We start from the raw sequence: 23,849 nt of genomic DNA, 5'->3' as shown, positions 1-23,849 counted from the left end.
ATGTTGAATGAAGATATGATATTACAAATATTCAATGAAGGAACAAGTGGTAAAAATGGAGCTAAAGGGCAAAGAGTCCTTAGTAATGATTTAGTTTCTTCTATAGATATTACAAATGAAGATAAACTAATATGTATTGATGGTAATGTGATTTCAGAGAAACTTTTTAATGAATATCACACAAAAATCGAAATGGATGCAGGCCGAAGAAGTATATTTTCTACTTTCTGTAGCTGTGCTGATTTTGAAAATAATGAGTTTAAAAAAGAAAATTATTGTTGTAAACATTTAGTTGCAACATTTTATAAAGCATTAGATGATTTAGCAAGGCACCCTCTTTTAAGAGAAGATGATGTAGAGAAACCAAGTATATATAAGAGTAAAAGCAATATATTATCTATGCTTTTAGGGGATGAAAAACAAAAGGATGAAACTAAAATAGAAGTCTATATAAATAAAAATCAGTGGACCAGTGACCTTACAGCGGAATTTAAGATAGGGTTAAATTCTATGACTTCAAGTAATCTTTATGTTTTAAAGGACATTAACCATTTTATATTAGCATGTTATAATAATATTCCTATAAGCTATAGTAAAAATTTCACATTTAATGTTAAAAATCAGAAATTAAGTACTAAGGATAAAAGGCTTATTGATTTTATTGAAATGGTAAAGACTATCGAGGGAGAACAAAGAAATACACGTAGAAGTGAAGAAAGATATGTAGATGGAAAAAACATAAAAATACCTCAGTACTTAACAAGAGAATTTTTTGAAGTTATAACTAAGCATAGGGTTTATTTAAATGATGGTTTTTTTTATAGACCTGTTGATACAGAAATTTTATATGAATCTCCTCCATTAGATTTTGATTTAAAATTAATTAAAGATACTTATGTACTAAAGTCATCAAGTGGAATGCCAGTTCCTTTAGGATCCAAAAATGATGTTTTTTTGTATGGAAGCATTATATATCTTCCAGATTATGAATTTTGTTATAAAATAAATCCATATCTACAAATTTTTAATGAGGCAAAGGTTGTAACTATGGAGAGTGCTCAGGAGGAGACCATATTAAGACGGTTAATTCCAAATTTAAATTCTTTATCACCGAGTGTTGTTTTATCGAAGGCTATTAAAGATAAAATAATAATGGCCAAATGTCAAATTAGTTTCTATTTTGATCAGGTAGGAAAAGATATTACCCTAACATTAAGGGTTAAGTATGGAACATTTGAGTTTAATATTTTTGAGGATTGTGATGAAAAGATTATATATAGGGATTCTAAAAAAGAGACTCAGGTTATAACTGCTTTAAAGAACTTGGGATTTGAGGAAATAAAGAACAAATTTTATTTCTTAAAAGGAGAAGACTATATATTCAAATTTTTCAAGAGCGATATAGGTGTACTTCAAGAAATGGGGGAAGTATATTATTCTCAAAATTTTAAGGGTATAAAATCATTAGGGACCAAAGCAATAAGTGGAAATATTAAAAGTGGAAAATATAATTACTTCGAAATGGATTTTAAAATAGGCGATATAGAGCCAAAAGAAACTACTAATATATTACGTGCATTTAGAAATAACATCAAATACTATAAGCTTAAAAATGGTGAGTATCTTGATTTGGAGGAGTTAGAACTTAATAAATTCTTAAAGCTGTTAGATGTTATTACGCCACCTAACAGCTTTGATAATCATATTGAAATATCAAAAGGCAAAGGTGCTTTTTTAGATAGTTATTTAGAAGATAATAATATTAGGTATATAAAAGGTAAAAAAGAGTTAGAAGAAGTACATGATAAACTTAAGAATATTGAAAAACTAAATTTCAAAGAGCCAGATGATTTAAAAGGTACATTAAGGAAATATCAAAAAATCGGATACAATTGGTTTAAAACATTAGATTATTTAGGATTTGGTGGAATACTCGGAGATGAAATGGGTCTTGGTAAAACTATTCAAGCGATTGCTTTTATATTATCAAGTAAGGGAAGTAAGAGCTTAATTGTAGCACCTACCTCACTTATATATAATTGGATTAGTGAGTTTGAAAAATTTGCACCTACATTAAAGGTAGCTGCAATTAGTGGACCTAAGGATGAGAGAGTCGAGATAATAAAAAATATAGAAAAATTTGATGTAATTATAACCACATATAATTTATTAAAAAGGGATTTGGAAAACTACGCGCCATTAAAGTTCGATTATTGCATAATAGATGAAGCACAAAATATTAAGAATCCACATTCTCAAAATGCGATAGCAATTAAGGAAATAGTGGCAAAGACAAAATTTGCACTATCGGGTACGCCAATAGAAAATTCAGTTATGGATTTGTGGTCTATATTTGATTTTATAATGCCAGGATACTTATACGATGAAAAAATGTTTAGTGTAAGATATCATAAGAAACTTAAAGCAAATCCAGAGGTACTAGAGGATTTAAATAGGCTTATAAAACCTTTTATTTTAAGAAGGCGAAAAAAAGATGTTTTGAAGGAATTACCTGATAAAATAGAAAAGACATTAATGGTTAATTTAGAGCATCAGCAGAAAAAAGTCTATAAGACCTATGCAAATCATGCAATGGAGCTTATTAAAAACAAGGTAAAAAACGATGAGTTTAAAAATAGTAAAATAGAGATACTCTCGTATATTACAAAGTTAAGACAACTATGTTTAGATCCTGCTGTATTATTAAATGATTATAGTGGAGGTAGCGCAAAAATAGAAGCTCTTGTAGAACATCTTCATAAGTGTGTAGATGAGCAGCATAAAGTACTTGTGTTTTCTCAATTTACATCTGTACTTAAGAATATACAAAAGAGGCTTATAGTTGAGGGAATTACTTTTAGCTATTTAGATGGCTCTGTTCCGTCTAAAAAGAGAATGGATTTGGTAGAAACTTTTAATGAAGGAGAAGATCCTGTGTTCTTAATAAGCTTAAAGGCTGGAGGAACGGGACTAAATTTAACTTCAGCAGATGTAGTAATTCATTTTGATCCTTGGTGGAACCCAGCTGTGGAAGAACAAGCTACTGATAGAGCTCATAGAATAGGACAAAAAAATGTGGTGAGTGTTATAAAGATTATAGCCAAAGGGACAATTGAGGAAAAAATTCTGTTACTTCAAGAAGAAAAGAAAAAACTCATATCAGAGCTTATGGGAGATGAGATGGCTAGCGGTGAAGGGTTTGCAACGCTAAGTGATGATGAAATATATAGTTTATTTGAGATGAAGGAGTAAATATAAATATATTGTATAATGAAATAAAATAATGCTCACAATAAACTGAGGTGAGATTATGGTTGTAAACAATGATGTAAAAGAAATGAACAAATTTTTAAAGGGAATTCATATGGGTGGTGCTACTTTTAAAGATTATCTGGATAAAGCTAAGGATCCAGAGCTTAAAAAGGAACTGGTTCAAATTATAGAATCATTTAAAAGACATGAAGAGGCAATTACTAATAGAATAGAAAAGCTAGGTTCCAATGCAACAGATACTCTTGGAATAATTGGTACTATGGCAGAGTTTGTTGAGAAAATTAAGCTCGTACCTGTAAGCAATGATGTAGAAGTTTGTAAACACGTCGAGGCTGCAATGAAAATGGGGATTAAGCAGGGGAATAAGTTTATAGAGCAGAATAAGGATTTAGATAGTAGCTTAATGAGTGAAGTAAAAGCTATTGTATCTGACTATGATATACATTTAAGAAAAGTACAAGATTCAATGAGCATATGTAAATAACAAATTGCTCCTACTTATTAAGTAGGAGCAATTTGTTATTTAACGACATTTCAGAAGGAAAGTTTCTCGCGTCTATAAGTGGAGTTACATACCCTAATAAATAAAAAACTTCAGTAGGTGTATAAATATCCTTCTGAAGTCGTTAATGTTGCAGCTCCGAAGGAGATGATTTAATCTCTAAATACATATTTTTCAATACGGTATAATGGCATTTATACCATTCATTTTTAGGTTCTATTTCATATGCTTTTTCTGCAAATAATAAAGCACTTACGCTATTTTCCATAACTACGCACACTTCGGAAGCCCCAAAATAGGCAATACTCTTAGTGTTGTCAAGGTATATGGCCCTATTATACAGTTTAAGGGCCTCTTCTTTATTGGATAGTGAGAGTAGCACACTGGCTTTACCACATAGAGCATCGTAAAAATCAGGGCTTAATTTAAGGCAAATATTAAAGCAGTCTAATGCTTCTTTTAAACTATTGAGAATAGCTAAGAACTCTCCTTTTTTTAAATAGATGAGAGCATTTTGATTATCGTCTTCAAGAAGTTTTTCACAATAGTAAACGCATTTATCAAAGTCTCCTGTTAAATCGTTTATATCAATTAATTTCCAGTAAGCGTTTGGGTCACTCGGAACTAATTTAAGATATTCTTTTATACATTTTTCAGCCTCATCAGCTTCATATAGTTCTAGAAAAGCGTCAGCTTTAACAAAATACGCTAGAGAATATTTATTATTTAGTAAAATTGCCTTATTATAATTTCTAAATGATTTATCAATCTCTCCATCATTAAATAGACCTTTGCCTTTTTCTATATATTGTTTAACTAAAGTTTCATCACTTATTAATTTAATAATACTTTTCATTAAAATGCTCCTTTCAATTGTAATATCACATTATAATTATTGACACAAAATAAAACAGTATACATAAACAGTGTTCATCTATTAATAAAATAAAATATTTTAAAACAGAAAAGTCCAGTAGAATAAATTATTCTACTGGACTTTGTACTAAACTTATTTATAGACATTATCTTAAAATCCATTTTTATTTACTTTATTACTTCGTTCATATTGTACAGGCCACTCGATATTATCCCCTAATTGATTGGCCGCTGCAAATGCCCAATAAGGATTTCTTAAAAGTTCTCTTCCTAAATACACCAAATCTGATCTTTTATTGTTTAATATTTCTTCTGCCATTAAAGGGGAAGTGATAAGGCCACCAGCTATAGTTGGAATATTGCATTGTTTTCTAATTATTTCAGAATAACAAATTTGATATCCCGGGTAGGTAGATATTTTTGCAGGTACAGTTCCACCGGAACTAACATTTACTATATCTATGCTCATAGCTTTTATGAGATTTATAAGTGAGGATGTTTCCTCTGCACTGTTTCCGCCTTTTGCATAGTCAACAGCCGATACTCTTAATTGTAATGGTTTAGTTTCGGGCCAAACTGTTTTTACAGCCTGTATAATTTCCTTTAAGAATCTTACCCTATTTTCCTTTGTACCTCCGTATTCATCTTTTCTTTTATTGGTAAGGGGTGATAAAAATTCACCTATTAAATACCCATGCGCACCATGTAATTCTAATAAATCAAAACCGGCAGTTAATGCTCTTTTGGCAGCAGATTTAAATAAATCTATAGTATTAACAATATCTTCTTTTGTCATTTCAACTGGAAGCCTATAATCACCATTAAAAGCTATGGGACTTGGGGCTATAATTGGATAGGAAAGAGTTTCGGATTTTCTTCCAGCATGATTAATTTGAATACCTATTTTTGATCCGTATTTATGACATTCGTCAACTATATTTGAAAGGTTTTTGATATGTTCATCAGACCATATACCTAAATCATTGTCAGTTATACGACCGCCAGGCTCAATTCCTGTTGACTCTAAAATGATAAGACCAACTCCACCAATAGCCCTAGTTGAGTAATGTATAAAATGCCAGTTATTTGCAAAACCATCCTTGTCGTTACAAGAATCCATGCACATTGGAGCCATAACTATTCTGTTTTTTAAATCCATATCTTTTATTTTAAAATTACTAAATAATTTTGACATCATTAATCGCCTCTTTCGTTATATTCTAAATATATTATTTGTAAACTTAAAGTGAAATAGCAGCTAGTTATTGACTATTTGTCATAAGTATATCATTATATAAAAAATAGTAAAGTATGTGCTTTACTATTTGAATAATTGTAAAAAAGAAATGCATTTTTATAAAATACTTTTTATTATAATTAATGTCTGTTATAATTAAATGGTTTGTATAAATAGGTTTATATAAATAAAATGTATAAAAAAACAATAAAAATAATTTTGAAATAGAAAGGTAAATAAAAATGATAAAGTTTAAAAAATTAGGGCTTAACGATGATATTTTAAGTGCGATAAAAATTCAAGGAATAACCGAGCCAACTCCTATTCAAGAGAAGAGTATTCAATTAATAAAGGATGGCAAGGATATTATAGCAGAGGCACAAACAGGAACGGGAAAGACACTTGCATTTTTGCTTCCAATGTTTGATAATATGTCAGCAGATATTGATACAATACAAGGATTAATAGTTACACCTACAAGGGAACTTGCTATTCAGATAACTGAGGAAGCGAAGAAAATTGCCGGGGCTAAAAATTTAAATATTTTAGCAGCTTACGGTGGTAAGGATATTGGTGCGCAACTCAAAAAACTAAAGGGAAATATTCATCTTGTCATTGCAACACCAGGAAGGTTACTCGATCATCTTAGACGTGGTACTGTGAATCTTGATAAAATTAGGACAGTAGTGCTAGATGAGGCAGATCAAATGCTTCTTATGGGGTTTAAAAATGACATTGAGAACATTTTAATGGCGACGCCTAAAAATAGGCAGACTTTATGTTTCTCAGCAACTATGAGCTCAGATGTGAAAAAAATGGCATATAAGTATATGAATGATCCTATAGAAGTAATTATTAAAAAAGAAGAGGCGACGCTTAAGAATATTAAGCAATTTTTAATAGAGACTACAGACAGAAAAAAACAAGAAGATTTATGTAAGGTAATAGACGCGGATAATCCTTTTATGGCTATCATATTTTGTAGAACGAAAAGAAGAGTTGATGATCTTGAGGTAGCTCTTTATAAAAAAGGATATAATTGTAAAAAGCTTCATTCTGATATAACACAAGCAAAGAGAGAAAAAATAATGAGAGACTTTAAAAAATGCGATATACAATATTTGATTGCCACAGATGTTGCGGCTAGAGGCCTTGATATAAATGGAGTAGATCATGTGTATAATTACGACATGCCAGAAACTGCTGAGAGTTATATTCACCGTATTGGTAGAACTGGTAGAGCTGGCGAGGATGGATATACATATTTATTTTCAGCACCGAAAGACAAATTTCTTTTAGATGCAATAGAAAGAAAATTGAAAAGTCCAATTCCTAGAAAAATATTGTAGTATGTAATTAAAGGGTTTAATAGAACACCTAAAGCTGATTTTAATAATTAACTTTAGGTGTTCTATTTAAGTTATAATTTTTAATTTTATTATACGATTTTTACTTGTATCTTGCACAATAAATTTTGTATCATTATAATTTATTGTTTCACCTGTTTTTGGAAGCCGTCCAAGTAATCCTGTAACAAAACCTCCTATGGAGTCGAAATCATCTGATTCAATATTTAAACCTATCATTTCATTAACCATATTTATTTTAGTATCTCCAGCTACAATAAACTCATCTTCTTTAATAACTATTATTTTGTCGGTAGCATCGTCATATTCATCATCTATATCTCCAACAATTTCTTCTACCAAATCTTCAAATGTAACAAGTCCAGCAGTACCACCATATTCATCGAGTATAATTGATATAGGAATTCGTTTTAAACGCATGTCTGCAAATAAATCAGCAGTACTTTTGAATTCATAGGTAAAGTAGGGTGTGCGCATATGTTTCTCTATTTTAAATTCTCCTTTCCCATCTTCAAAGAAAATCAAATCCTTAATATATAAAACTCCAATAACATTATCAACAGTATCTTCATATATAGGAAGTCTTGAGAATTGTTCTTTCCTGAAAACATTTATAAGTTCTGCGTAAGTTGAGTTAGAGCTCGCAACAATCATATCGGTTCGCGGAGTCATAACATCTTTTGCTTGTGAATCTCTAAAGTCGAATACGTTATAAATCATTTGCTTTTCTTCGCCTTCAAGCATGCCTTCTTCATGACTTACGCTAACCATAGTTTTTAACTCTTCTTCGGTAATAAAGGGCCTACTTTTGTTAACCTCTCCACCGAGTATTTTGATTATTGTATTTGTTATATAAATTAAGACTGTAATAAGAGGATTTAAAATGAAAGTAATTAGACTTAACGGCTTAGCAATTTTTAAAGCAATTTTTTCAGAGTTTTGTGCAGCTAATGACTTTGGTGTTATTTCTGCAAAAATCAATACAAGAATTGTCATTATAATAGTTGCAATAGCTACTCCAGAATCTTTAAAATGTGTAATTGCGAGCGATGTTGCGAGGGAAGAAGCTCCAATATTTGCTATGTTATTTCCTACTAGAATACCACCTAAAAGTTTACTTGGGTTTTCAAGTAATTTATTAACTATGTTAGCACCTTTGATTTTTGATTCTACCATATTTCTTAACCTTATTTTACTTAAGGTCATTAATGCAGTTTCAGAAGCAGAAAAAAAGGCTGAAGATAATAATAAAATTATTAAACATATAATTTGCCATGTACCATCGGGGACCATAATATATTTCACTCTCCTTAAGAATTAGCATAAAAAAATCACATCATAAACTAAAGAAAATAAAAAAAGTTTATGTTTTCTATGTATCAATATGCTATCATATCATTATACTATATATTAATGTAATAAACATAAAAGGAATGGCAAATTATGTTCCAATAAGTAGTTACTATATATATAAACATAGATTACAGGCAAAGGTATGGCTTTGGGAACTAAAGTTCTTAAAAGTATCTACTTGCAAAAAATGAGTTTACAGTCTAAAATGATATAAGAATATACTAAGATGACGACATTTATGGTTTACACTAAGTGGAAAGGTTGAGATTATGATTTTTAAAAGACTTAAGATTGAAGATAAGGAAACATTTGAAAAATATATTTATCCATATAAATTTTTGAGCTGTGAATATTCTTTTACAACTTTATATATATGGAGAGAGGCTTGCGATATTTGTTTTACTGTTTATAAAGATGCTTTAATAATAAAAAAAATGGATTTTGAGGGAAGATACTATTTTATGCAACCTTTGGGATATAACAAAGAAAATCTTAAAGAGTTAATAGATGCGCTAATGGATTATAAAAAAGAAAATAATATGGAATTTGTATTTAAAGATCTTGATGAAGCTTTTATGGAAGAGATAAAAGATATATATGGGGATGCACGGGGTATCTGTATTAAAGAGGATAGAGACAATTTTGATTATTTATATGAAGCAGAAAAACTTACAAAACTTTCTGGTAAGAAACTTCATGGGAAAAAAAATCATTACAATTCGTTTATAAAAAATTACAATTATGAAGTTAAAGATATTAAAGATGAGCAAGTAATAAAAGATGTTGTCGAGGCTGCGGAAAAATGGTATGAGGCAAATAACAATGATCGTATGCTTAATTTTGAACTTCAGGGAATAAAAGATATTTTAGAAAACATTGAAATTGTGAACACAAAGGGTATAGCTGTTTATGTAGATGAGAAAATTGTAGCTTTTAGTTTAGGAGAAAAATTGAATGATGATCTAGCTGTAATTCACATAGAAAAAGCAGATACTAGTTATAGTGGTGTGTACAGCTTCATTAACAAGGCATTTGTTGATAGAAGTTTTAGTGATGTAAAAATAATAAATAGAGAACAGGACCTTGGAATTGAAGGTCTTAGAAAATCTAAATTATCATATCATCCATTTAAATTAGAAAAAAAATATATTCTTAGTTCTAGTAATATTTTATAGATTTAAAGATAGTACTTTAATAATTAATTTTTAAAATAGACTAGCGCTTAGCTAGTCTATTTTTTTGAAGAAGTTTTATGTTTATAATTAAAATAAAGTGAAGGAAAGGTGAAATAATGAAAAATTTGTTGATGGGAAAAAAAGTGAATCTTACATCTATAAACGAAGAAGACATGCCAGAAATTCAAAAATGGCACAATGATGTATCATTCATGCGTAATTATGATGTAGTAAGTGCAACTCCTAAAAATTTTGAAGATGTATTAGAGACAATTAATGATGTAAGAAGGAGTAATACAGCTTATATTTTTGCTGTTAAAATACTTGAAAAGCAAAAAATCATTGGAGTTACAGGATTTGAAAATATATCTTGGAATAATGGTACTGCTTTAATATACATAGGACTTGGTGAGAGTGGAAATAGGGGACAGGGGTACGGAAAAGAAGCTCTTAAATTAACTATAGAGTTTGGGTTTGAGGAATTAAATTTTCACCGAATATATCTTACGGTGCTTGAATATAATGAACCTGCAATAAAACTATATGAGAAATTAGGATTTAAAAGAGAAGGGGTCTATAGAGAGTTTATTCACAGAGATGGTAGACGATATGATATGTATTTATATGGGTTATTAAGACCTGAGTGGGAAGAAACCTCAAGGGAAGATTAGATATAAAAAACACAGTAAAGAAGATAATGCAAGAATATGAAATATTTGATTAGGGGGTATTGAAATGAATAAATTCGAAGATGATTTTATACTTGGAACGGCTACGGCAGCATACCAAATAGAGGGAGGAGTTAATGAAGGTGGAAGAATGCCATCGATTTGGGATACCTTTTCAAAGAAAGAAGAGAATGTTTTTATGGGTCATACTGGAGATATAGCTTGTGACCATTACCATAGGGTTAAGGAGGATGTGAAGATTTTAGAGAATATAGGAGTAGATTCATATAGATTTTCTATTTCTTGGTCTAGAATATTTCCGTGTAAGGATGAGTTTAACCCCGAGGGAGTAAAATTTTATAAAAATTTAATCAATGAATTAAAAGATAAAAAAATTACTCCGGCAATTACATTATATCATTGGGATTTACCACAATGGGCTCAGGATTTAGGGGGTTGGGAAAATAGGGAGTGCATATATTGGTTTGAGGATTATTGCACAAAAGTATTTGAGGAATTTGGACAGGATGTATCTATGTGGATAACACATAATGAGCCCTTTTGTGCATCTATACTTGGAAACTATTTAGGAATACATGCACCGGGAAATAAAGATTTAAAAAAGGCATTAATAGTTGCGCATCATTTATTACTATCTCATGGTATTGTAGTAAGGGCATTTAGAAAGTTTAAATTTGAAAATAGTAACATAGGAATTACTTTGAATTTATCACCAACATATGCAGTATCAAAGAAGAAGGAAGATGTAGTAGCTGCAAAAATTAGTGATGGATATACTAATAGATGGTTTTTAGATCCATTACTTAAGGGTCATTATCCAAAAGACATGGTTGATTTATATGAGCAAGAGGTTGGAACACTAGATTTCATTTTAGAGGGAGATTTAAAGATTATATCTACTGATATGGATTTCTTAGGAATAAATTATTACACTAGAAGTATAGTGGAATATGATGAACATTCGCAGTTAAAATTTCGAGGAGTAGATGGTGAAAAAGAAAAAACAGCGATGGGATGGGAGAATAGCCCAGAGTCAATGCATGACTTACTTACAAGAATTAAGCAAGAATATACAAAACTGCCACTCTACATTACTGAAAATGGAGCGGCCTATGATGATGTAGTAACAGGAGATAATAAGATTCACGATATAGATAGAATAAATTTTATTAAAGTACATCTTCAAGTGATGTTAGAATTTATTAAGGAAGGTGGAAACCTAAGAGGTTATTATTTATGGTCTTTCATGGATAATTTTGAATGGGCATATGGATATTCAAAACGTTTTGGAATGGTGTACGTAAATTATAATACGCAGGAAAGAATTATGAAAGATAGTGCAATTTGGTATAAAAAATTTATAAAGGCCCGTAGGTTAGAGGTTTAGTCTATAACAATTAAGACAGGCAACCATGCCTGTCTTAACTATTATGAAAATTATTTTCTCTTTTTTACTTCTTCCTCAGGAATATTGCTATTAACATTGACCATGGTAGGTATAATAGGTATGTTTATCAAACTACTATTAATAGGGAAATTTGAAAAATTATTACCATCTAATTGATTGTACAATTTTTTTTTGTTTTTATTATTATTTTTACTCATAATTACCACCTTTCAAATTAAAAACTATATTTAACGTACGTTACATATAGTTTACCCACTTTAGTACAAAATATAAAAATTTTATAATTAATTACAGTTAGATTTCAGCTCTCTTTCTTGATTATTTGTCTTAAATAATTTACTATAGGTAAGGTGAAAGTTATGAAAAGAATTTATATATTTTGATTCACTATTTTGACATGGATTTTACTATGTAAATATATAGAAGACAAAGTATTAAATATTTGAATTGGAGGGCTAATTGATGATAGCTATAATACTCGGAACCCATGGTAAGTTTTCCGAAGAAATATTAAAATCAACAGAATTGATTTTAGGAAAGCAAGAAAACGTTGCTACAATAACTTACTTGCCAGGAGAATGCGCAGATGACTTGATGAAAAAATATGAGGGTGTTATAAAGTCTTTGCAGTGCGAAGCAGGTGTTCTTTTTATGGTAGATTTGTTTGGTGGCAGCCCCTTCAATGCATCTAGTAGGATAGCAGCAAAAGAAGAAAATATGGATATTATAACTGGAATAAATATTCCTATGTTACTTGCGGTATTTTCAGCTAGAGAAGATTCAACTGTAGATGAACTTGCTGCAATAGCAATAAGTACTGGCCAGCTCGGAATAAAATCGTTAAAAGAAATTTTAAAAAATAGCAAAGAGGAGGTATTATAAGAAGAAAATCAAGTGAATAATTCAAAATTTTATATAAGGTGTTTAAATTTGGGTACAAATATTCATGTTTTGATGGTAAAATGGTATTTGTCTTCTATTATTGTTTAGACCAAATATTGAGGATAATTAATTACATTAAGGGAAGTGACACAAGGAATGAAATCTAAAAACAGAGGTATAGTAATTGCATTAATGGTGGCAATGTTTCTTGCAGCTGTAGAGGGAACAGTTGTAACTACTGCAATACCAACTATAGTTAAAGATTTAAATGGGTTTGAACTTATAAGCTGGGTTTTTTCTGCTTATTTATTGACATCTGCAATTTCTACACCGATATATGGAAAATTATCCGATTTATATGGAAGAAAAAATACTCTATCTATTGGAATTGCGATTTTTATAGTCGGAAGCTGTCTTTGTGGAATATCACAAAGTATGTATCAGCTTATAGCGTCACGTGCAGTTCAAGGACTGGGAGCAGGAGCGATATTTACTATTACTTATACTATAGTTGGTGATATTTTCACTGCTAAAGAAAGTACAAGGATTCAAGGAGGGATAAGTACAGTATGGGGAATAGCAAGTTTAGCTGGACCTTTTTTAGGAGGGTTTTTGATAGAAAATATTTCTTGGAACTGGATTTTTTTTATAAATTTACCTTTCGGGATAATATCTATACTGCTTTTGCAAAAGAATTTAATTGAAACTGTTGAAAGGAAAAAACACAAAATAGATTATATAGGTACATTGTTATTTTCATTCGCAATTATAACTTTTTTACTGGGGAGTTTATCTGGTGGTAAAATGAAAACAGTAATAGCAATAGCTATTACAATTGTGTTGTTAGTTTTATTCTATTATGTGGAAAAAAAGGCGAAAGAACCTATTATACCTTTTGATATTTTTACAAAGACTAGTAATATAGTAAATGCTATAAGTTTTTTAGCATCAGGTATTTTAATAGGCGCCGATGTTTATATGCCTTTATATATGCAAAATGTTTTGGGATTCGGACCTACAATCTCAGGAATATCTATGGCACCGATGTCTATAGCATGGCTCTTGTCATCATTTGTTTTGAGCAAAGCTATTCCTAAATATGGTAAGAAAATAGTGGTTGGGACAGCTAATCTTATTTTGATTATTAGTTGTGTGTTTTTATCTACTTTAAGTATTGAATCCCCATTACAATTAGTTGTAGTTTATGGTTTTATCATGGGATTTGGTTTTGGGGGAGCATTTACTACATTAACAATAGTGGTACAAGAGTCTGTAGGATATAATAAAAGAGGGGCAGCGACAGCAGTAAATTCGCTAGTGCGAACTCTCGGACAAACTATTGCAGTAAGCGTTTTTGGAACCATATTAAATATGTATATAGTTAAATATTTTAATAATATAGGCGTAAGTGGCATAAATCCAAGCAATTTATATTCTAGTGCAACTTCGAGCAATAGTGTAAGTATGCTTCAAGTAAAGTTATCTTTAAATTCAGGCCTTCATGAGGTATTTATAGCAATGATCGTAATTGCTATAGTGTCACTTGCACTTTCTTTTATGTTTGATACAAAATCAAAATCAAAAAATAATTTATGTAAGTTATAAGATAACTAATAAGACACTTGCGAGGTGATTTACTTTGCAAGTGTCTTATCATACTTAGTGTATTTATTTGTTTTTAACTTGTTTATTCATGAAATTTTCTAGTAGAGTCTTAATTAATGCAATAGCTGGAACACCAAGTAACATTCCTATAATTCCGAATAACCCTCCGCCAAGAACTATCCCAAGGATTATAAGTAGAGGACTAAGACCGACCTTATCGCCAATGATTTTTGGTTGGATGAACCATCCATCAATATTGCTAAGGGTTACAATAAAGAGCATTATTTCTACAGATTTAACTGGATTAAAGAATAGTGTTATTATAACAGCAGGAGCCATTCCTATAATGTTTCCAAAGTATGGAATCATATTTGTTATTCCAATTACTAAGCTAAAAGGCAAAGCATAAGGTATACCTAATATAATAAATCCAATAAATGATATAATTCCAAAAATAATAGAGTCAATTGTTTTACCAACGAAATATTTTTTAAAAATAGTATTAACTATTTTTAAAAAATCGATTATGGTAATAGCAATATGTTCACTTGAAATAGAATAAATAAATTTTTGAAGGTATAAAATAATAGATTCTTTATCTATTAGAAAATAAACGGATATTACTATACCGGATACTAATTTCATAAATAAAGAACTTAAACCCACTAGGTTATCAAGAACAAGTTGTAAACCGGGGGCAAAGTATTTTGATATATCGTTATTAAAAGTATTAAGGTACTTATTCAAGTAAGATGTAATATCAAATTTGTTTAATAACTCATTTTGAGATATAAAAAGAGTAGACAATTTATATGATTTATCTGCAAATTTAGGGATATTATTAAATAAATCTACGGCACTACTAATAATATTCGGGGCAAGTAAAGTTGTTATTAAAATTATAATACCTACAAATAATGTATAAATTATTCCTATACTATAGGGTCTTTTTATCTTCACTTTTTCCTCAAGGTATACCATAAGTGGATTGAGTAAATAAGCTATAACGAACCCCCAGATAAAATAGCTCATTAATGAAAAAATCTTATGAAGTATTGAACCTACATTTTCAATGTTGTTTACTATTCTGTAAAGAAGAAAAGTAATTATAATGATGGGAACGAACTCTATATAAGGTATTTTTTTATATTTAATCACTGTAATTCCTCCAATCAATATTTATATATACAAGTATAACAGTAAATAATGAACATATGGATATATTATGTATTTTAACAATTAAAACTAAGAAGTTAACTTATTTAATTATACCCGTTTTAAATTGATTTATTAAGAAAATTAGTTTATAATGACATTAAAAAAGATGATAGAATGACGGACAACTTCTGTTGCTAATATATGATATAATGTGCTATAATATAATTATGTTTTAATTACTAATGTTACCTTTTGGGTAATGATGCTGGTTTTTTTTATTTATTTGTATAAATGATATGTACAATATAGAAATTCAACAAATGTATTTACGAAGGCAGCAGAGTATTTATGTTGTCTTTTAATGTTTACAATTACATATATTAAATTTTTAGGTACTGTTAATTAAAAAAATCACGTCATTTTAAAGTTTAACACAAATACTATTGGAAATTATTATTGGTAACATATGTATATAAAATAATAAACAGAAAGGCTTTATAAGCCAAGAGGAGCGAATTATTATGGAACAGGTTATTTTGAATGCACTTGAAAGAACTGCGAGCAATAAAAAATTTAATGAAGATGGTTTTATAGCAGGAGTAATGTATGGAGATGGTTCTACAGAAGCAACTTCTGTAAAATTTGAATTAGTACCATTAAGAAAAATTCTTGTAAAACATGGTTCTAATGCAAAAGTTGTAGTTAAATACGGAGAAGAAGAAAAAACTGGATTTATAAAAGAAATTCAAAGACATCCAGTAACTGCTAAAATCACACACATAGACGTGCAACTTGTATCTAAAGATCATGAAATTAAAATGCAATTACATATTGCTTTTAAGGGTGAAGAAAATTTAATTTCACAACGTCTTCAATTACAAGTTCAAAAATCAGAAATAGATGTTTTTGGTAAGATGGCTATAATGCCAGATGCATTAAGTGTTGATGTATCACAAATGGCACTTGGAGATTCAATTACAATAAAGAATTTTGATTTAAATAAAGAAATAAGAGTTACTGATAAAGAAGATGAAGTTTACGCATCTGTAACACAAATGAAGGAAGAAGTTGAAGAAGTAGTTGAAGAAGTAGTTGCAACTCCTGAAGCAGCTGCTGCTGAACCAGAAGTTAAGGCATAATAAAATAGAAATTATTTAGTAATAAAAGGATGAACTATAAAAGTTCATCCTTTTATGTTATTGTGGATAAATTCAATGTAAAACAGAATAAAAATTTTAAGAGAAGTGATAGGTAGGAGGTAAAAGAATGGCAAATATATTGAGATATTCAAAAAAACAATTAGATAAAACACTAAAAGAATTTGGAAAGAAAGAAAATGTAGGATCCAATGACACAGCCGAGTGGATAAGACTAATTAATGATTTTATATATGAATTTGAACTTAAATCTGAGGTTCATGAAGAAGACAAACTTTCAATAACAACTAATAAAGAAGAACAAATTGTTATTGAAAAAATGATGTATGCACTAGAGGGTACAAAAACTTCTTTGACTTATATTTTCGATGGTAATATTACTTACATAGATGAATAAAGCTTTTGAGAAAAAGTAAGGGAAGCCAAAATTAAATTTGACTCCCCTAAAAATGATGAATATTACATATTTAATAGCTAATAAAAAAATGCTTTATTAGTTACTAGTTCCTTTATTAGAAACTGATTGAGCATTTAGTTTTTTTGTTTCTTCTAAAACAGAATCACTAGTGCTACTAGACATATTAGATGTGTCTGACATGTTAGACATACCTGACATACTAGAACTTGAAGCACCGCTAGTGCCTTTATTTGAAACTGATTGAGCATTAAGTTTTTTTGTTTCGTCTAAAGCTGTGGCACTAGTGCTACTAGACATATTAGATGTGTCTGACATGTTAGACATACCTGACATACTAGAACTTGAAGCACCACTAGTGCCTTTATTTGAAGCTGATTGATTATTTAATTGTATTGTCTCTTGTAAATTAGCATCACTAGTACTGTTAGTCATACCAGCACTTGAACCTCCGTTTGTAGCTGATTGGTTATTTAATTTTTTAGTCTCTTCTAAACTATATTTATTCATAAAAATCTCCTTTCGAATATAAAAATTACACTGTACATATTCAGTGCATTATATAGGTTACCCACTTTTTTATAAAATATAGTAGGAATTATTTACAAAAATCATGGCTGTTTTTTCTTATTATGAATAAAAAATACATTAGTATAATAAAATTTAGTACATTAGTAGTATGTAATACTATAAATAGCGAAAAAAGGTAAAAAAACAAAGAAAAATTGTGAAAATTATAACTAATATTGCAAAAGCTATAATAATAAGTTATACTTTAATTAATGATATATGATATTTGGCAGAGATAATGAGCCGCGTTATTATAAAGTATTATGCTTTATTTTGGCGCTTTTTTTGTGTATTAATTTGTAAACGATTCAATAAAACTAATAAAAAAAGGAGTTTTGCTAACATGGCTAAATATATAATGGCACTTGATCAAGGAACAACAAGTTCAAGATGTATTCTATTCAATGAAAAGGGGCTTATTGTAACATCGGCTCAAAAGGAATTTACTCAGATATTCCCAAAAGCAGCTTGGGTAGAACATGATCCAATGGAAATATGGTCAAGTCAAATTAGTGTTGCAACTGAGGCAATGGCTAAAGTTAATGCGAGTGCCGCAGACATTGCAGCGATAGGTATTACAAATCAAAGAGAAACTACTGTAGTTTGGGATAAGAGGACCGGAGTTCCAGTATATAATGCGATTGTATGGCAATGTAGAAGGACAGCTGAATATTGTGATGAATTAACGGAAAAAGGCTTTGATAAAGTAGTTAGAGCTAAAACTGGATTAATTTTGGATGCATATTTCTCTGGTACAAAAATTAAATGGATATTAGACAATGTGGAAGGCGCTAGAGCTGAAGCGGAAGCTGGTAATTTATTATTTGGTAACATAGATACGTGGTTAATTTGGAATTTGACTGGAGGAAAAACATACGTAACTGATTATTCTAATGCATCAAGAACAATGCTATTTAACATCCATGAATTAAAGTGGGATGACGAATTACTCGAAACATTAAACATACCAAAATCAATGCTTCCAGAAGTTAAACCATCAAGTTATATTTATGGACATACGGATAGTTCATTGTTTGGCGGGGAAATCCCTATAGCTGGAGCTGCTGGAGATCAACAAGCAGCACTGTTCGGGCAAACTTGTTATAATTCAGGAACAGCTAAAAATACATATGGTACTGGATGCTTTATGCTTATGAATACTGGAAATAAAGCAATTGAATCTAAACAGGGACTACTTACAACTATTGCTTGGGGAATAGATGGAAAAGTAGAGTATGCACTTGAAGGCAGTGTATTTATAGCAGGAGCAGCTATACAATGGTTAAGAGATGAACTTCAAATGATTGATAATGCTTCTGATTGCGAAGAATATGCAACTTCCGTAGATGATACAAATGGAGTATATGTAGTCCCAGCTTTTGTAGGCCTTGGTGCACCATACTGGGATCCTTATGCAAGAGGAACAATTGTAGGACTTACAAGAGGATCAAAAAAGGCACATTTAATAAGAGCAACTCTTGAAGCACTTGCATACCAAACACATGATGTTCTAAAAGCTATGCAACAAGATTCCGGGATTAGACTCACTGAACTTAAAGTTGATGGAGGAGCTTGCAATAACAATTTCTTGATGCAGTTTCAATCAGATATTTTAAATGTTCAAGTAGATAGACCAGAAGTTACTGAAACTACAGCACTTGGTGCAGCTTATCTTGCTGGCCTTGCAGTAGGGTATTGGAAAAGCAAGGAAGAAGTTGCAAAGCATTGGGCGATTTCAAGAAGTTTTAAACCTAGTATGACAGAGGAACATAGGAAAGAATTACTTCATGGATGGCATATAGCTGTTAAGAGATCAGGAATAAGACTTGAATAGAAATTTAATTGTTTATAATAACTTGTTATGTTATTATTAGGTGTATGAAATAAAAAAGAATAAAATAACACAGGGGAGTTGGATATGCCAACTGAGAACAAGAACTGTAATTCTTAGACCCTATGACCTGAACTGGATAATGCCAGCGTAGGAAGTTGTTTATTGGTGTATTATATATGAATTATTATATATCACGTTAATTTAACACAAATCCTTTGGATTTGTGTTTTTTTAGTTATGCAGCACACTATTTACGCTAGTTTATTTAGAGTTTATTCCTTTTTAATTATATAAGAGAAGGGAGTGTCAATGCATGAAGACTAAAAAGTTAACTATTTCATCACTTTTAATAGCTATTGGCGTAATAGCTGGCAATATCATATTTATACCGGTTGGAGTAGCAAAATGCTTTCCGGTGCAGGCTACGATTAATGTTATATCAGCTGTATTATTAGGCCCTGGATATGGCGTAGCCATAGCCTTTTGTATATCTTTACTAAGAAATGTTTTAGGAACAGGTTCACTTTTAGCATTCCCTGGAAGTATGATCGGAGTAATTTTAGCTGGAATATTATATAAGAAAACTAAAATGAATCTATTCGCAGTAGGCGGAGAAATATTTGGAACAGGAATCATTGGCGGATTGTTAGCATTTCCTATTGCTAATATTATAATGGGCAAAAAAGTGGGTGCATTATTCTTTGTATCACCATTTTTAATAAGTACTATTGGAGGAAGTCTAATTGCATTTTTCATTCTTAGAGTAATAGATTTAAAAAAAATTGTTAATTTAAATAAAGAAGTTTAAAAAGGATAAAATAGGAGGAAAATAATATGAAAAAAGTTTTAACTATAGCAGGTTCTGACAGCTGTGGAGGTGCAGGAGTGCAGGCAGACATAAAAAGTTTAAGCGCAAATGGCGTATATGCAATGAGCGTAATTACAGCTATAACAGCGCAAAATACTATGGGCGTTTTTGAAGTTCTGGATCTAGATGCAGAAATCATCAAGGCGCAAATTGATGCTATTTTTACAGATATAATTGTAGATGCTGTTAAAATTGGTATGGTGTCTAAAATTTCTACAATTGATGCGATAAGTGAAAGGCTGGAATTATACAAGCCTAAAAATATAGTACTTGATCCTGTAATGATATCAAAAAGCGGTTATTCACTACTAAAGCCAGAATCGAAATCAGCTTTAATTAAGAAACTTATACCTCTAGCATCACTTATTACACCTAATGTACCAGAAGCTGAAGAAATACTTCGGGAGGTGAACTTAGATTTTCCAGATATAGAAACTGTAGAAGATATGGAAAAAGCAGCTAAGGAAATGTATAAGCTGGGATGCAAAAATATACTTCTAAAAGGTGGACATATGAAGGGTAAAGCGGTAGATGTATTTTATGATGGAGAAGAAATTATACGTTTTACGTCTGAGAGGATAAACACAAAAAATACTCACGGCACGGGATGCACTTTGTCATCTGCTATTGCTGCAAATTTGGCACTGGGTTTTAGCATGAAGGAATCAATAAAAAAATCAAAACAATATATAACAACTGCTATAGAACACTCTTTGGATATTGGGCATGGAGTTGGACCAACAAACCATTTCTATGAATTATATAAAAAAGCGGGGATGGCAAATGATTAAGGATAAAGAGAAATTAGGATTTTGGACCTTTGTATTTTTGTGGTTTGGGGCTGCAGTATCTATTGCTGAAATAATGACAGGTGGATTAATTGCACCTTTAGGATTTAAAGTTGGAATAATAGTAATACTTCTAGGTCACTTGATTGGAACAGGAATATTAATACTCGGTGGAATCATAGGATCACGTGAAAAAGTGCCAGCGATGACTTCAACTAATATTTCTTTTGGAGTATATAGTACCTATTTATTTTCAATTTTAAATATACTTCAGCTAATAGGTTGGACTGCAATTATGATTAAGGTAGCAGCGAGCTCTGTAAACTTAATATCACAAAGCTTATGGAACGTAAATAATGTTTTAGTATATATAGTTCTTATAGGTGTACTTACAATATTGTGGCTCTATTTTGGAAATGCAGGCATGAAAAAATTGAATATTACAGCGGTATCATTACTTTTTATACTTACATTGGTGCTTGGATCAATAATATTTAAAGATAAAACACTTCTAACAAAAGCAGCTGCTGGTGGAATTTCTTTTGGAGGAGCATTAGAACTTAGTATAGTTATGCCTCTTTCATGGCTACCTTTAATTGCAGATTACACTAGATTTGCAAAGAGTGAAAAGGGAGGAGCCTATGGAAGTTTTATAGGTTATTTTATTGGAAGTTCATGGATGTTTATTATAGGACTTGGAGCTGCTATTGTTTCAAATAATTCAGATCCTTCGGTTATGATGCTTGCAGCTAATTTAGGAATAGCGGCTCTTGGAATAGTAGTATTATCCACAGTAACTACTACATTTTTGGATGTGTACTCGGCAGGGGTTTCATTTCTAAACATAGTGCCAAAACTTGGTGAAAAAAAGATTGGTATCATTATGACGGTTATTGGAACACTTATGGCAATTATAATTCCTATGGAAAACTATGAAAACTTTTTATACGCTATAGGGTCAGTATTTGCACCATTATTTGCAGTTTTAATTACAGATTATTTTATAATAAAGAAAAATACAAAAGTGAAATCTGATGTACTTATAAATTGGGGAGCGATTTTTGTGTGGATTATAGGAATAATACTGTATTATTGGTTTATAAAACTTGATTTTGTACTAGGAGCTACAATGCCTGATATGGTTATTACAGGATTTATATATTTAATAAGTTGGAGGATGATGTCAAAATGGAAATTAACAATATAATAATTAAATTATTAGATGATTTAAGAAAAAAGACCCCTTTAGTTCACCAGATAACGAATTATGTTACTGTTAATGATTGTGCTAATATTACACTGGCTATTGGTGGTTCTCCTGTTATGGCAGATGATATTAATGAAGTCCTCGAGATGGTATCACTTTCATCTTCACTTGTTATAAATATAGGAACGCTAAATAGTAGAAGTGTAGAGTCTATGATAAAGGCAGGAAAAAGGGCAAATGAGTTAAAGATCCCTGTTATCCTAGATCCTGTTGGAGTAGGGGCAACAGCTTATAGAACAGAAGTCTGTAAAAGAATTATAAGCGAGGTCAAATTAGCAGTAATAAGAGGGAATTTGTCTGAAATAAAAACAATATATGGTATTGATACTGTGACAAGAGGTGTGGATGCTTCTGAGAGTTTTGATGTAAGCAGTGACGAATTTACAAAATCGAAAGAAATGGCAAGGAAATTTGCTGTTAAATTTGGAACAGTTGTAGCTATAACAGGCGAGGTAGACATTGTAACTGATGGTAAAACTCTTTACACCACATCAAATGGTCATAAAATGATGTCTAGGGTTACAGGTACTGGGTGTATGTGCACTGCAGTCATTGGTTGTTATTTAGGGGCAGGAGAAAACAATTTAATAGCTGCTCTTGCAGGAGTCGTTTCAATGGGAATATCAGGTGAAACAGCATACGGAAGGTTAGATAAAAAGATCGAAGGTTCAGGTACTTTTAGGGTGAAAATGATAGATGTTATGTACAATTTATGCGAGATAGAAATAAATAAAAGGAGCAAGATAAATGAAGAATAAAATAAATTACAGTCTTTATCTTCTTACAGATAGAGAAATGCTTGTGGATACAGATATATATACTGCAGTAGAAGAGTCAATAAAAGGTGGAGCTACATTAGTTCAACTTAGAGAAAAGGATATAAGTACTTTAGAATTTTATAATATTGCATCAAAGGTTAAAAAAGTTACTGACAAATATAATGTACCACTTATTATAAATGATAGAATTGATATAGCTTTATCTATAGATGCTGCAGGGGTTCATTTGGGTCAAAGCGATATGCCAGCAAGCATTGCACGAAGTATAATAGGAAATGATAAGATAATTGGAATTTCTACATCAACAGTTGAGGAAGCGCGAGAGGCAGAAAAAGAAGGGGCAGATTATGTTGGTGTTGGTGCAATGTTTCCTACAACTACTAAAGATGATGCAAGTGCTGTTTCTGTGCCATGCTTAAAAGAAATAAAAGATAATATATCAATTCCTGTAGTTGCTATTGGTGGAATTACACATAAAAATGTTGATTTATTAAAGGGAGCAAATATTGATGGAGTAGCTGTGATTTCAGATATTCTTGCGAAAAAATGTATAAAAGAAGCAACAGAGAAATTAGTAGCAGCAATGAAATAAAGATAAAGAAAATTAAATAAAGCATCAAAATATATAAAGCCTAATATGATAAAT

22 protein-coding genes and 1 riboswitch are annotated in these 23,849 nt (G+C 30.6%); of the genes, 16 read left to right on the top strand and 6 right to left on the bottom strand.

Features of this window, described 5'->3' with window-relative positions; genetic code table 11:
- Window positions 1–3,252 carry a DEAD/DEAH box helicase gene (locus LL038_RS11835; protein WP_216120360.1) on the top strand — a complete coding sequence of 1,084 codons (3,252 nt, stop codon included), beginning with the start codon at window positions 1–3 and terminating at the stop codon, window positions 3,250–3,252.
- Window positions 3,253–3,310: 58 nt separating this feature from the next.
- On the top strand, window positions 3,311–3,757 hold the full coding sequence (locus LL038_RS11830; protein ID WP_216120362.1) for a DUF2383 domain-containing protein: 447 nt from the start codon (window positions 3,311–3,313) through the stop codon (window positions 3,755–3,757).
- Window positions 3,758–3,899: 142 nt separating this feature from the next.
- Here LL038_RS11830 and LL038_RS11825 read toward each other — a convergent pair whose 3' ends face one another.
- Complete coding sequence (locus tag LL038_RS11825) at window positions 3,900–4,631, bottom strand: tetratricopeptide repeat protein (protein WP_216120364.1); 732 nt, start codon at window positions 4,629–4,631, stop codon at window positions 3,900–3,902.
- A gap of 171 nt (window positions 4,632–4,802) precedes the next feature.
- Window positions 4,803–5,846 (bottom strand): NADPH dehydrogenase NamA, encoded by a 1,044-nt coding sequence (gene namA / locus LL038_RS11820; protein WP_216120547.1) that lies wholly within the window; start codon window positions 5,844–5,846, stop codon window positions 4,803–4,805.
- A gap of 284 nt (window positions 5,847–6,130) precedes the next feature.
- Between namA and LL038_RS11815 the strand changes: the two genes are divergently transcribed.
- Window positions 6,131–7,237 carry a DEAD/DEAH box helicase gene (locus LL038_RS11815; RefSeq protein WP_216120365.1) on the top strand — a complete coding sequence of 369 codons (1,107 nt, stop codon included), beginning with the start codon at window positions 6,131–6,133 and terminating at the stop codon, window positions 7,235–7,237.
- Between the two features lie 66 nt (window positions 7,238–7,303).
- Here LL038_RS11815 and LL038_RS11810 read toward each other — a convergent pair whose 3' ends face one another.
- Window positions 7,304–8,548: an HlyC/CorC family transporter gene (locus LL038_RS11810; RefSeq protein ID WP_216120549.1), complete on the bottom strand. Its 1,245-nt coding sequence runs from the start codon at window positions 8,546–8,548 to the stop codon at window positions 7,304–7,306.
- 326 nt (window positions 8,549–8,874) lie between these two features.
- Here LL038_RS11810 and LL038_RS11805 point away from each other — a divergent pair, with 326 nt between their 5' ends.
- The 3 genes from LL038_RS11805 (at window position 8,875) to LL038_RS11795 (ending at window position 11,859) form a co-directional block, all read left to right on the top strand.
- Entirely contained in the window at window positions 8,875–9,783 is a 909-nt protein-coding gene (locus LL038_RS11805; RefSeq protein ID WP_216120551.1) for a DUF2156 domain-containing protein, read from the top strand.
- 116 nt (window positions 9,784–9,899) lie between these two features.
- On the top strand, window positions 9,900–10,454 hold the full coding sequence (locus LL038_RS11800; protein ID WP_216120367.1) for a GNAT family N-acetyltransferase: 555 nt from the start codon (window positions 9,900–9,902) through the stop codon (window positions 10,452–10,454).
- Window positions 10,455–10,518: 64 nt separating this feature from the next.
- Complete coding sequence (locus LL038_RS11795) at window positions 10,519–11,859, top strand: GH1 family beta-glucosidase (RefSeq protein WP_216120369.1); 1,341 nt, start codon at window positions 10,519–10,521, stop codon at window positions 11,857–11,859.
- Window positions 11,860–11,909: 50 nt separating this feature from the next.
- On the opposite strand, the gene LL038_RS11790 is transcribed toward LL038_RS11795, so the two are convergent.
- Window positions 11,910–12,077, bottom strand: a complete 168-nt coding sequence (locus LL038_RS11790) for a hypothetical protein (RefSeq protein WP_216120372.1) — start codon at window positions 12,075–12,077, stop codon at window positions 11,910–11,912.
- A gap of 265 nt (window positions 12,078–12,342) precedes the next feature.
- Here LL038_RS11790 and LL038_RS11785 point away from each other — a divergent pair, with 265 nt between their 5' ends.
- Together LL038_RS11785 and LL038_RS11780 are read left to right on the top strand one after the other, a co-directional pair.
- Window positions 12,343–12,762: a mannose/fructose/sorbose PTS transporter subunit IIA gene (locus tag LL038_RS11785; RefSeq protein WP_216120374.1), complete on the top strand. Its 420-nt coding sequence runs from the start codon at window positions 12,343–12,345 to the stop codon at window positions 12,760–12,762.
- A gap of 156 nt (window positions 12,763–12,918) precedes the next feature.
- A complete protein-coding gene (locus tag LL038_RS11780) occupies window positions 12,919–14,367 on the top strand; it encodes an MDR family MFS transporter (protein ID WP_216120376.1) in 1,449 nt (482 codons plus the stop codon).
- A 63-nt stretch (window positions 14,368–14,430) separates the two neighbouring features.
- Here the strand turns inward: LL038_RS11780 and LL038_RS11775 are convergent, their stop codons facing one another.
- The gene (locus LL038_RS11775) at window positions 14,431–15,525 is read right to left on the bottom strand and encodes an AI-2E family transporter (RefSeq protein WP_216120377.1); all 1,095 of its coding nucleotides are present in this window, start codon (window positions 15,523–15,525) and stop codon (window positions 14,431–14,433) included.
- Between the two features lie 521 nt (window positions 15,526–16,046).
- Between LL038_RS11775 and LL038_RS11770 the strand changes: the two genes are divergently transcribed.
- The gene (locus LL038_RS11770; RefSeq protein WP_216120379.1) at window positions 16,047–16,664 is read left to right on the top strand and encodes a 50S ribosomal protein L25; all 618 of its coding nucleotides are present in this window, start codon (window positions 16,047–16,049) and stop codon (window positions 16,662–16,664) included.
- A gap of 127 nt (window positions 16,665–16,791) precedes the next feature.
- Window positions 16,792–17,079: a hypothetical protein gene (locus LL038_RS11765; protein WP_216120381.1), complete on the top strand. Its 288-nt coding sequence runs from the start codon at window positions 16,792–16,794 to the stop codon at window positions 17,077–17,079.
- Window positions 17,080–17,175: 96 nt separating this feature from the next.
- Here the strand turns inward: LL038_RS11765 and LL038_RS11760 are convergent, their stop codons facing one another.
- The gene (locus LL038_RS11760; protein WP_253200203.1) at window positions 17,176–17,607 is read right to left on the bottom strand and encodes a hypothetical protein; all 432 of its coding nucleotides are present in this window, start codon (window positions 17,605–17,607) and stop codon (window positions 17,176–17,178) included.
- A 403-nt stretch (window positions 17,608–18,010) separates the two neighbouring features.
- Between LL038_RS11760 and glpK the strand changes: the two genes are divergently transcribed.
- The 6 genes from glpK (at window position 18,011) to thiE (ending at window position 23,795) form a co-directional block, all read left to right on the top strand.
- Complete coding sequence (gene glpK, locus LL038_RS11755) at window positions 18,011–19,501, top strand: glycerol kinase GlpK (RefSeq protein WP_216120384.1); 1,491 nt, start codon at window positions 18,011–18,013, stop codon at window positions 19,499–19,501.
- A gap of 61 nt (window positions 19,502–19,562) precedes the next feature.
- Window positions 19,563–19,673, top strand: a riboswitch (TPP riboswitch).
- 141 nt (window positions 19,674–19,814) lie between these two features.
- Window positions 19,815–20,309, top strand: a complete 495-nt coding sequence (thiW, locus tag LL038_RS11750; RefSeq protein ID WP_216120386.1) for an energy coupling factor transporter S component ThiW — start codon at window positions 19,815–19,817, stop codon at window positions 20,307–20,309.
- 26 nt (window positions 20,310–20,335) lie between these two features.
- Window positions 20,336–21,160 carry a bifunctional hydroxymethylpyrimidine kinase/phosphomethylpyrimidine kinase gene (thiD, locus tag LL038_RS11745; protein WP_216120388.1) on the top strand — a complete coding sequence of 275 codons (825 nt, stop codon included), beginning with the start codon at window positions 20,336–20,338 and terminating at the stop codon, window positions 21,158–21,160.
- Window positions 21,153–22,364, top strand: coding sequence for a putative hydroxymethylpyrimidine transporter CytX (cytX, locus tag LL038_RS11740; protein WP_216120390.1), 1,212 nt, complete (start codon window positions 21,153–21,155; stop codon window positions 22,362–22,364). The genes thiD and cytX overlap by 8 nt, the downstream gene beginning before the upstream one ends.
- Complete coding sequence (gene thiM / locus LL038_RS11735; protein WP_216120392.1) at window positions 22,346–23,182, top strand: hydroxyethylthiazole kinase; 837 nt, start codon at window positions 22,346–22,348, stop codon at window positions 23,180–23,182. The genes cytX and thiM overlap by 19 nt, the downstream gene beginning before the upstream one ends.
- The gene (thiE, locus tag LL038_RS11730; RefSeq protein ID WP_216120395.1) at window positions 23,172–23,795 is read left to right on the top strand and encodes a thiamine phosphate synthase; all 624 of its coding nucleotides are present in this window, start codon (window positions 23,172–23,174) and stop codon (window positions 23,793–23,795) included. Before thiM ends, thiE begins: the two co-directional genes overlap by 11 nt.
- Window positions 23,796–23,849: the final 54 nt, after the last annotated feature.

The sequence above is a fragment of the Clostridium estertheticum genome (assembly GCF_026650985.1).
Taxonomy (GTDB): domain Bacteria; phylum Bacillota; class Clostridia; order Clostridiales; family Clostridiaceae; genus Clostridium_AD; species Clostridium_AD estertheticum_C.
This window is presented reverse-complemented; position numbering and strand designations above follow the sequence as displayed.

Excerpts from the sequence above, each read along its gene's own strand:
- LL038_RS11835 (WP_216120360.1), top strand. The coding sequence starts at position 1 with ATGTTGAATGAAGATATGATATTACAAATATTCAATGAAGGAACAAGT.
- LL038_RS11830 (WP_216120362.1), top strand. The coding sequence starts at position 3,311 with ATGGTTGTAAACAATGATGTAAAAGAAATGAACAAATTTTTAAAGGGA.
- LL038_RS11825 (WP_216120364.1), bottom strand. The coding sequence starts at position 4,631 with ATGAAAAGTATTATTAAATTAATAAGTGATGAAACTTTAGTTAAACAA.
- namA (WP_216120547.1), bottom strand. The coding sequence starts at position 5,846 with ATGTCAAAATTATTTAGTAATTTTAAAATAAAAGATATGGATTTAAAA.
- LL038_RS11815 (WP_216120365.1), top strand. The coding sequence starts at position 6,131 with ATGATAAAGTTTAAAAAATTAGGGCTTAACGATGATATTTTAAGTGCG.
- LL038_RS11810 (WP_216120549.1), bottom strand. The coding sequence starts at position 8,548 with ATGGTCCCCGATGGTACATGGCAAATTATATGTTTAATAATTTTATTA.
- LL038_RS11800 (WP_216120367.1), top strand. The coding sequence starts at position 9,900 with ATGAAAAATTTGTTGATGGGAAAAAAAGTGAATCTTACATCTATAAAC.
- LL038_RS11795 (WP_216120369.1), top strand. The coding sequence starts at position 10,519 with ATGAATAAATTCGAAGATGATTTTATACTTGGAACGGCTACGGCAGCA.
- LL038_RS11790 (WP_216120372.1), bottom strand. The coding sequence starts at position 12,077 with ATGAGTAAAAATAATAATAAAAACAAAAAAAAATTGTACAATCAATTA.
- LL038_RS11785 (WP_216120374.1), top strand. The coding sequence starts at position 12,343 with ATGATAGCTATAATACTCGGAACCCATGGTAAGTTTTCCGAAGAAATA.
- LL038_RS11780 (WP_216120376.1), top strand. The coding sequence starts at position 12,919 with ATGAAATCTAAAAACAGAGGTATAGTAATTGCATTAATGGTGGCAATG.
- LL038_RS11770 (WP_216120379.1), top strand. The coding sequence starts at position 16,047 with ATGGAACAGGTTATTTTGAATGCACTTGAAAGAACTGCGAGCAATAAA.
- LL038_RS11765 (WP_216120381.1), top strand. The coding sequence starts at position 16,792 with ATGGCAAATATATTGAGATATTCAAAAAAACAATTAGATAAAACACTA.
- LL038_RS11760 (WP_253200203.1), bottom strand. The coding sequence starts at position 17,607 with ATGAATAAATATAGTTTAGAAGAGACTAAAAAATTAAATAACCAATCA.
- glpK (WP_216120384.1), top strand. The coding sequence starts at position 18,011 with ATGGCTAAATATATAATGGCACTTGATCAAGGAACAACAAGTTCAAGA.
- thiW (WP_216120386.1), top strand. The coding sequence starts at position 19,815 with ATGAAGACTAAAAAGTTAACTATTTCATCACTTTTAATAGCTATTGGC.
- thiD (WP_216120388.1), top strand. The coding sequence starts at position 20,336 with ATGAAAAAAGTTTTAACTATAGCAGGTTCTGACAGCTGTGGAGGTGCA.
- cytX (WP_216120390.1), top strand. The coding sequence starts at position 21,153 with ATGATTAAGGATAAAGAGAAATTAGGATTTTGGACCTTTGTATTTTTG.
- thiM (WP_216120392.1), top strand. The coding sequence starts at position 22,346 with ATGGAAATTAACAATATAATAATTAAATTATTAGATGATTTAAGAAAA.
- thiE (WP_216120395.1), top strand. The coding sequence starts at position 23,172 with ATGAAGAATAAAATAAATTACAGTCTTTATCTTCTTACAGATAGAGAA.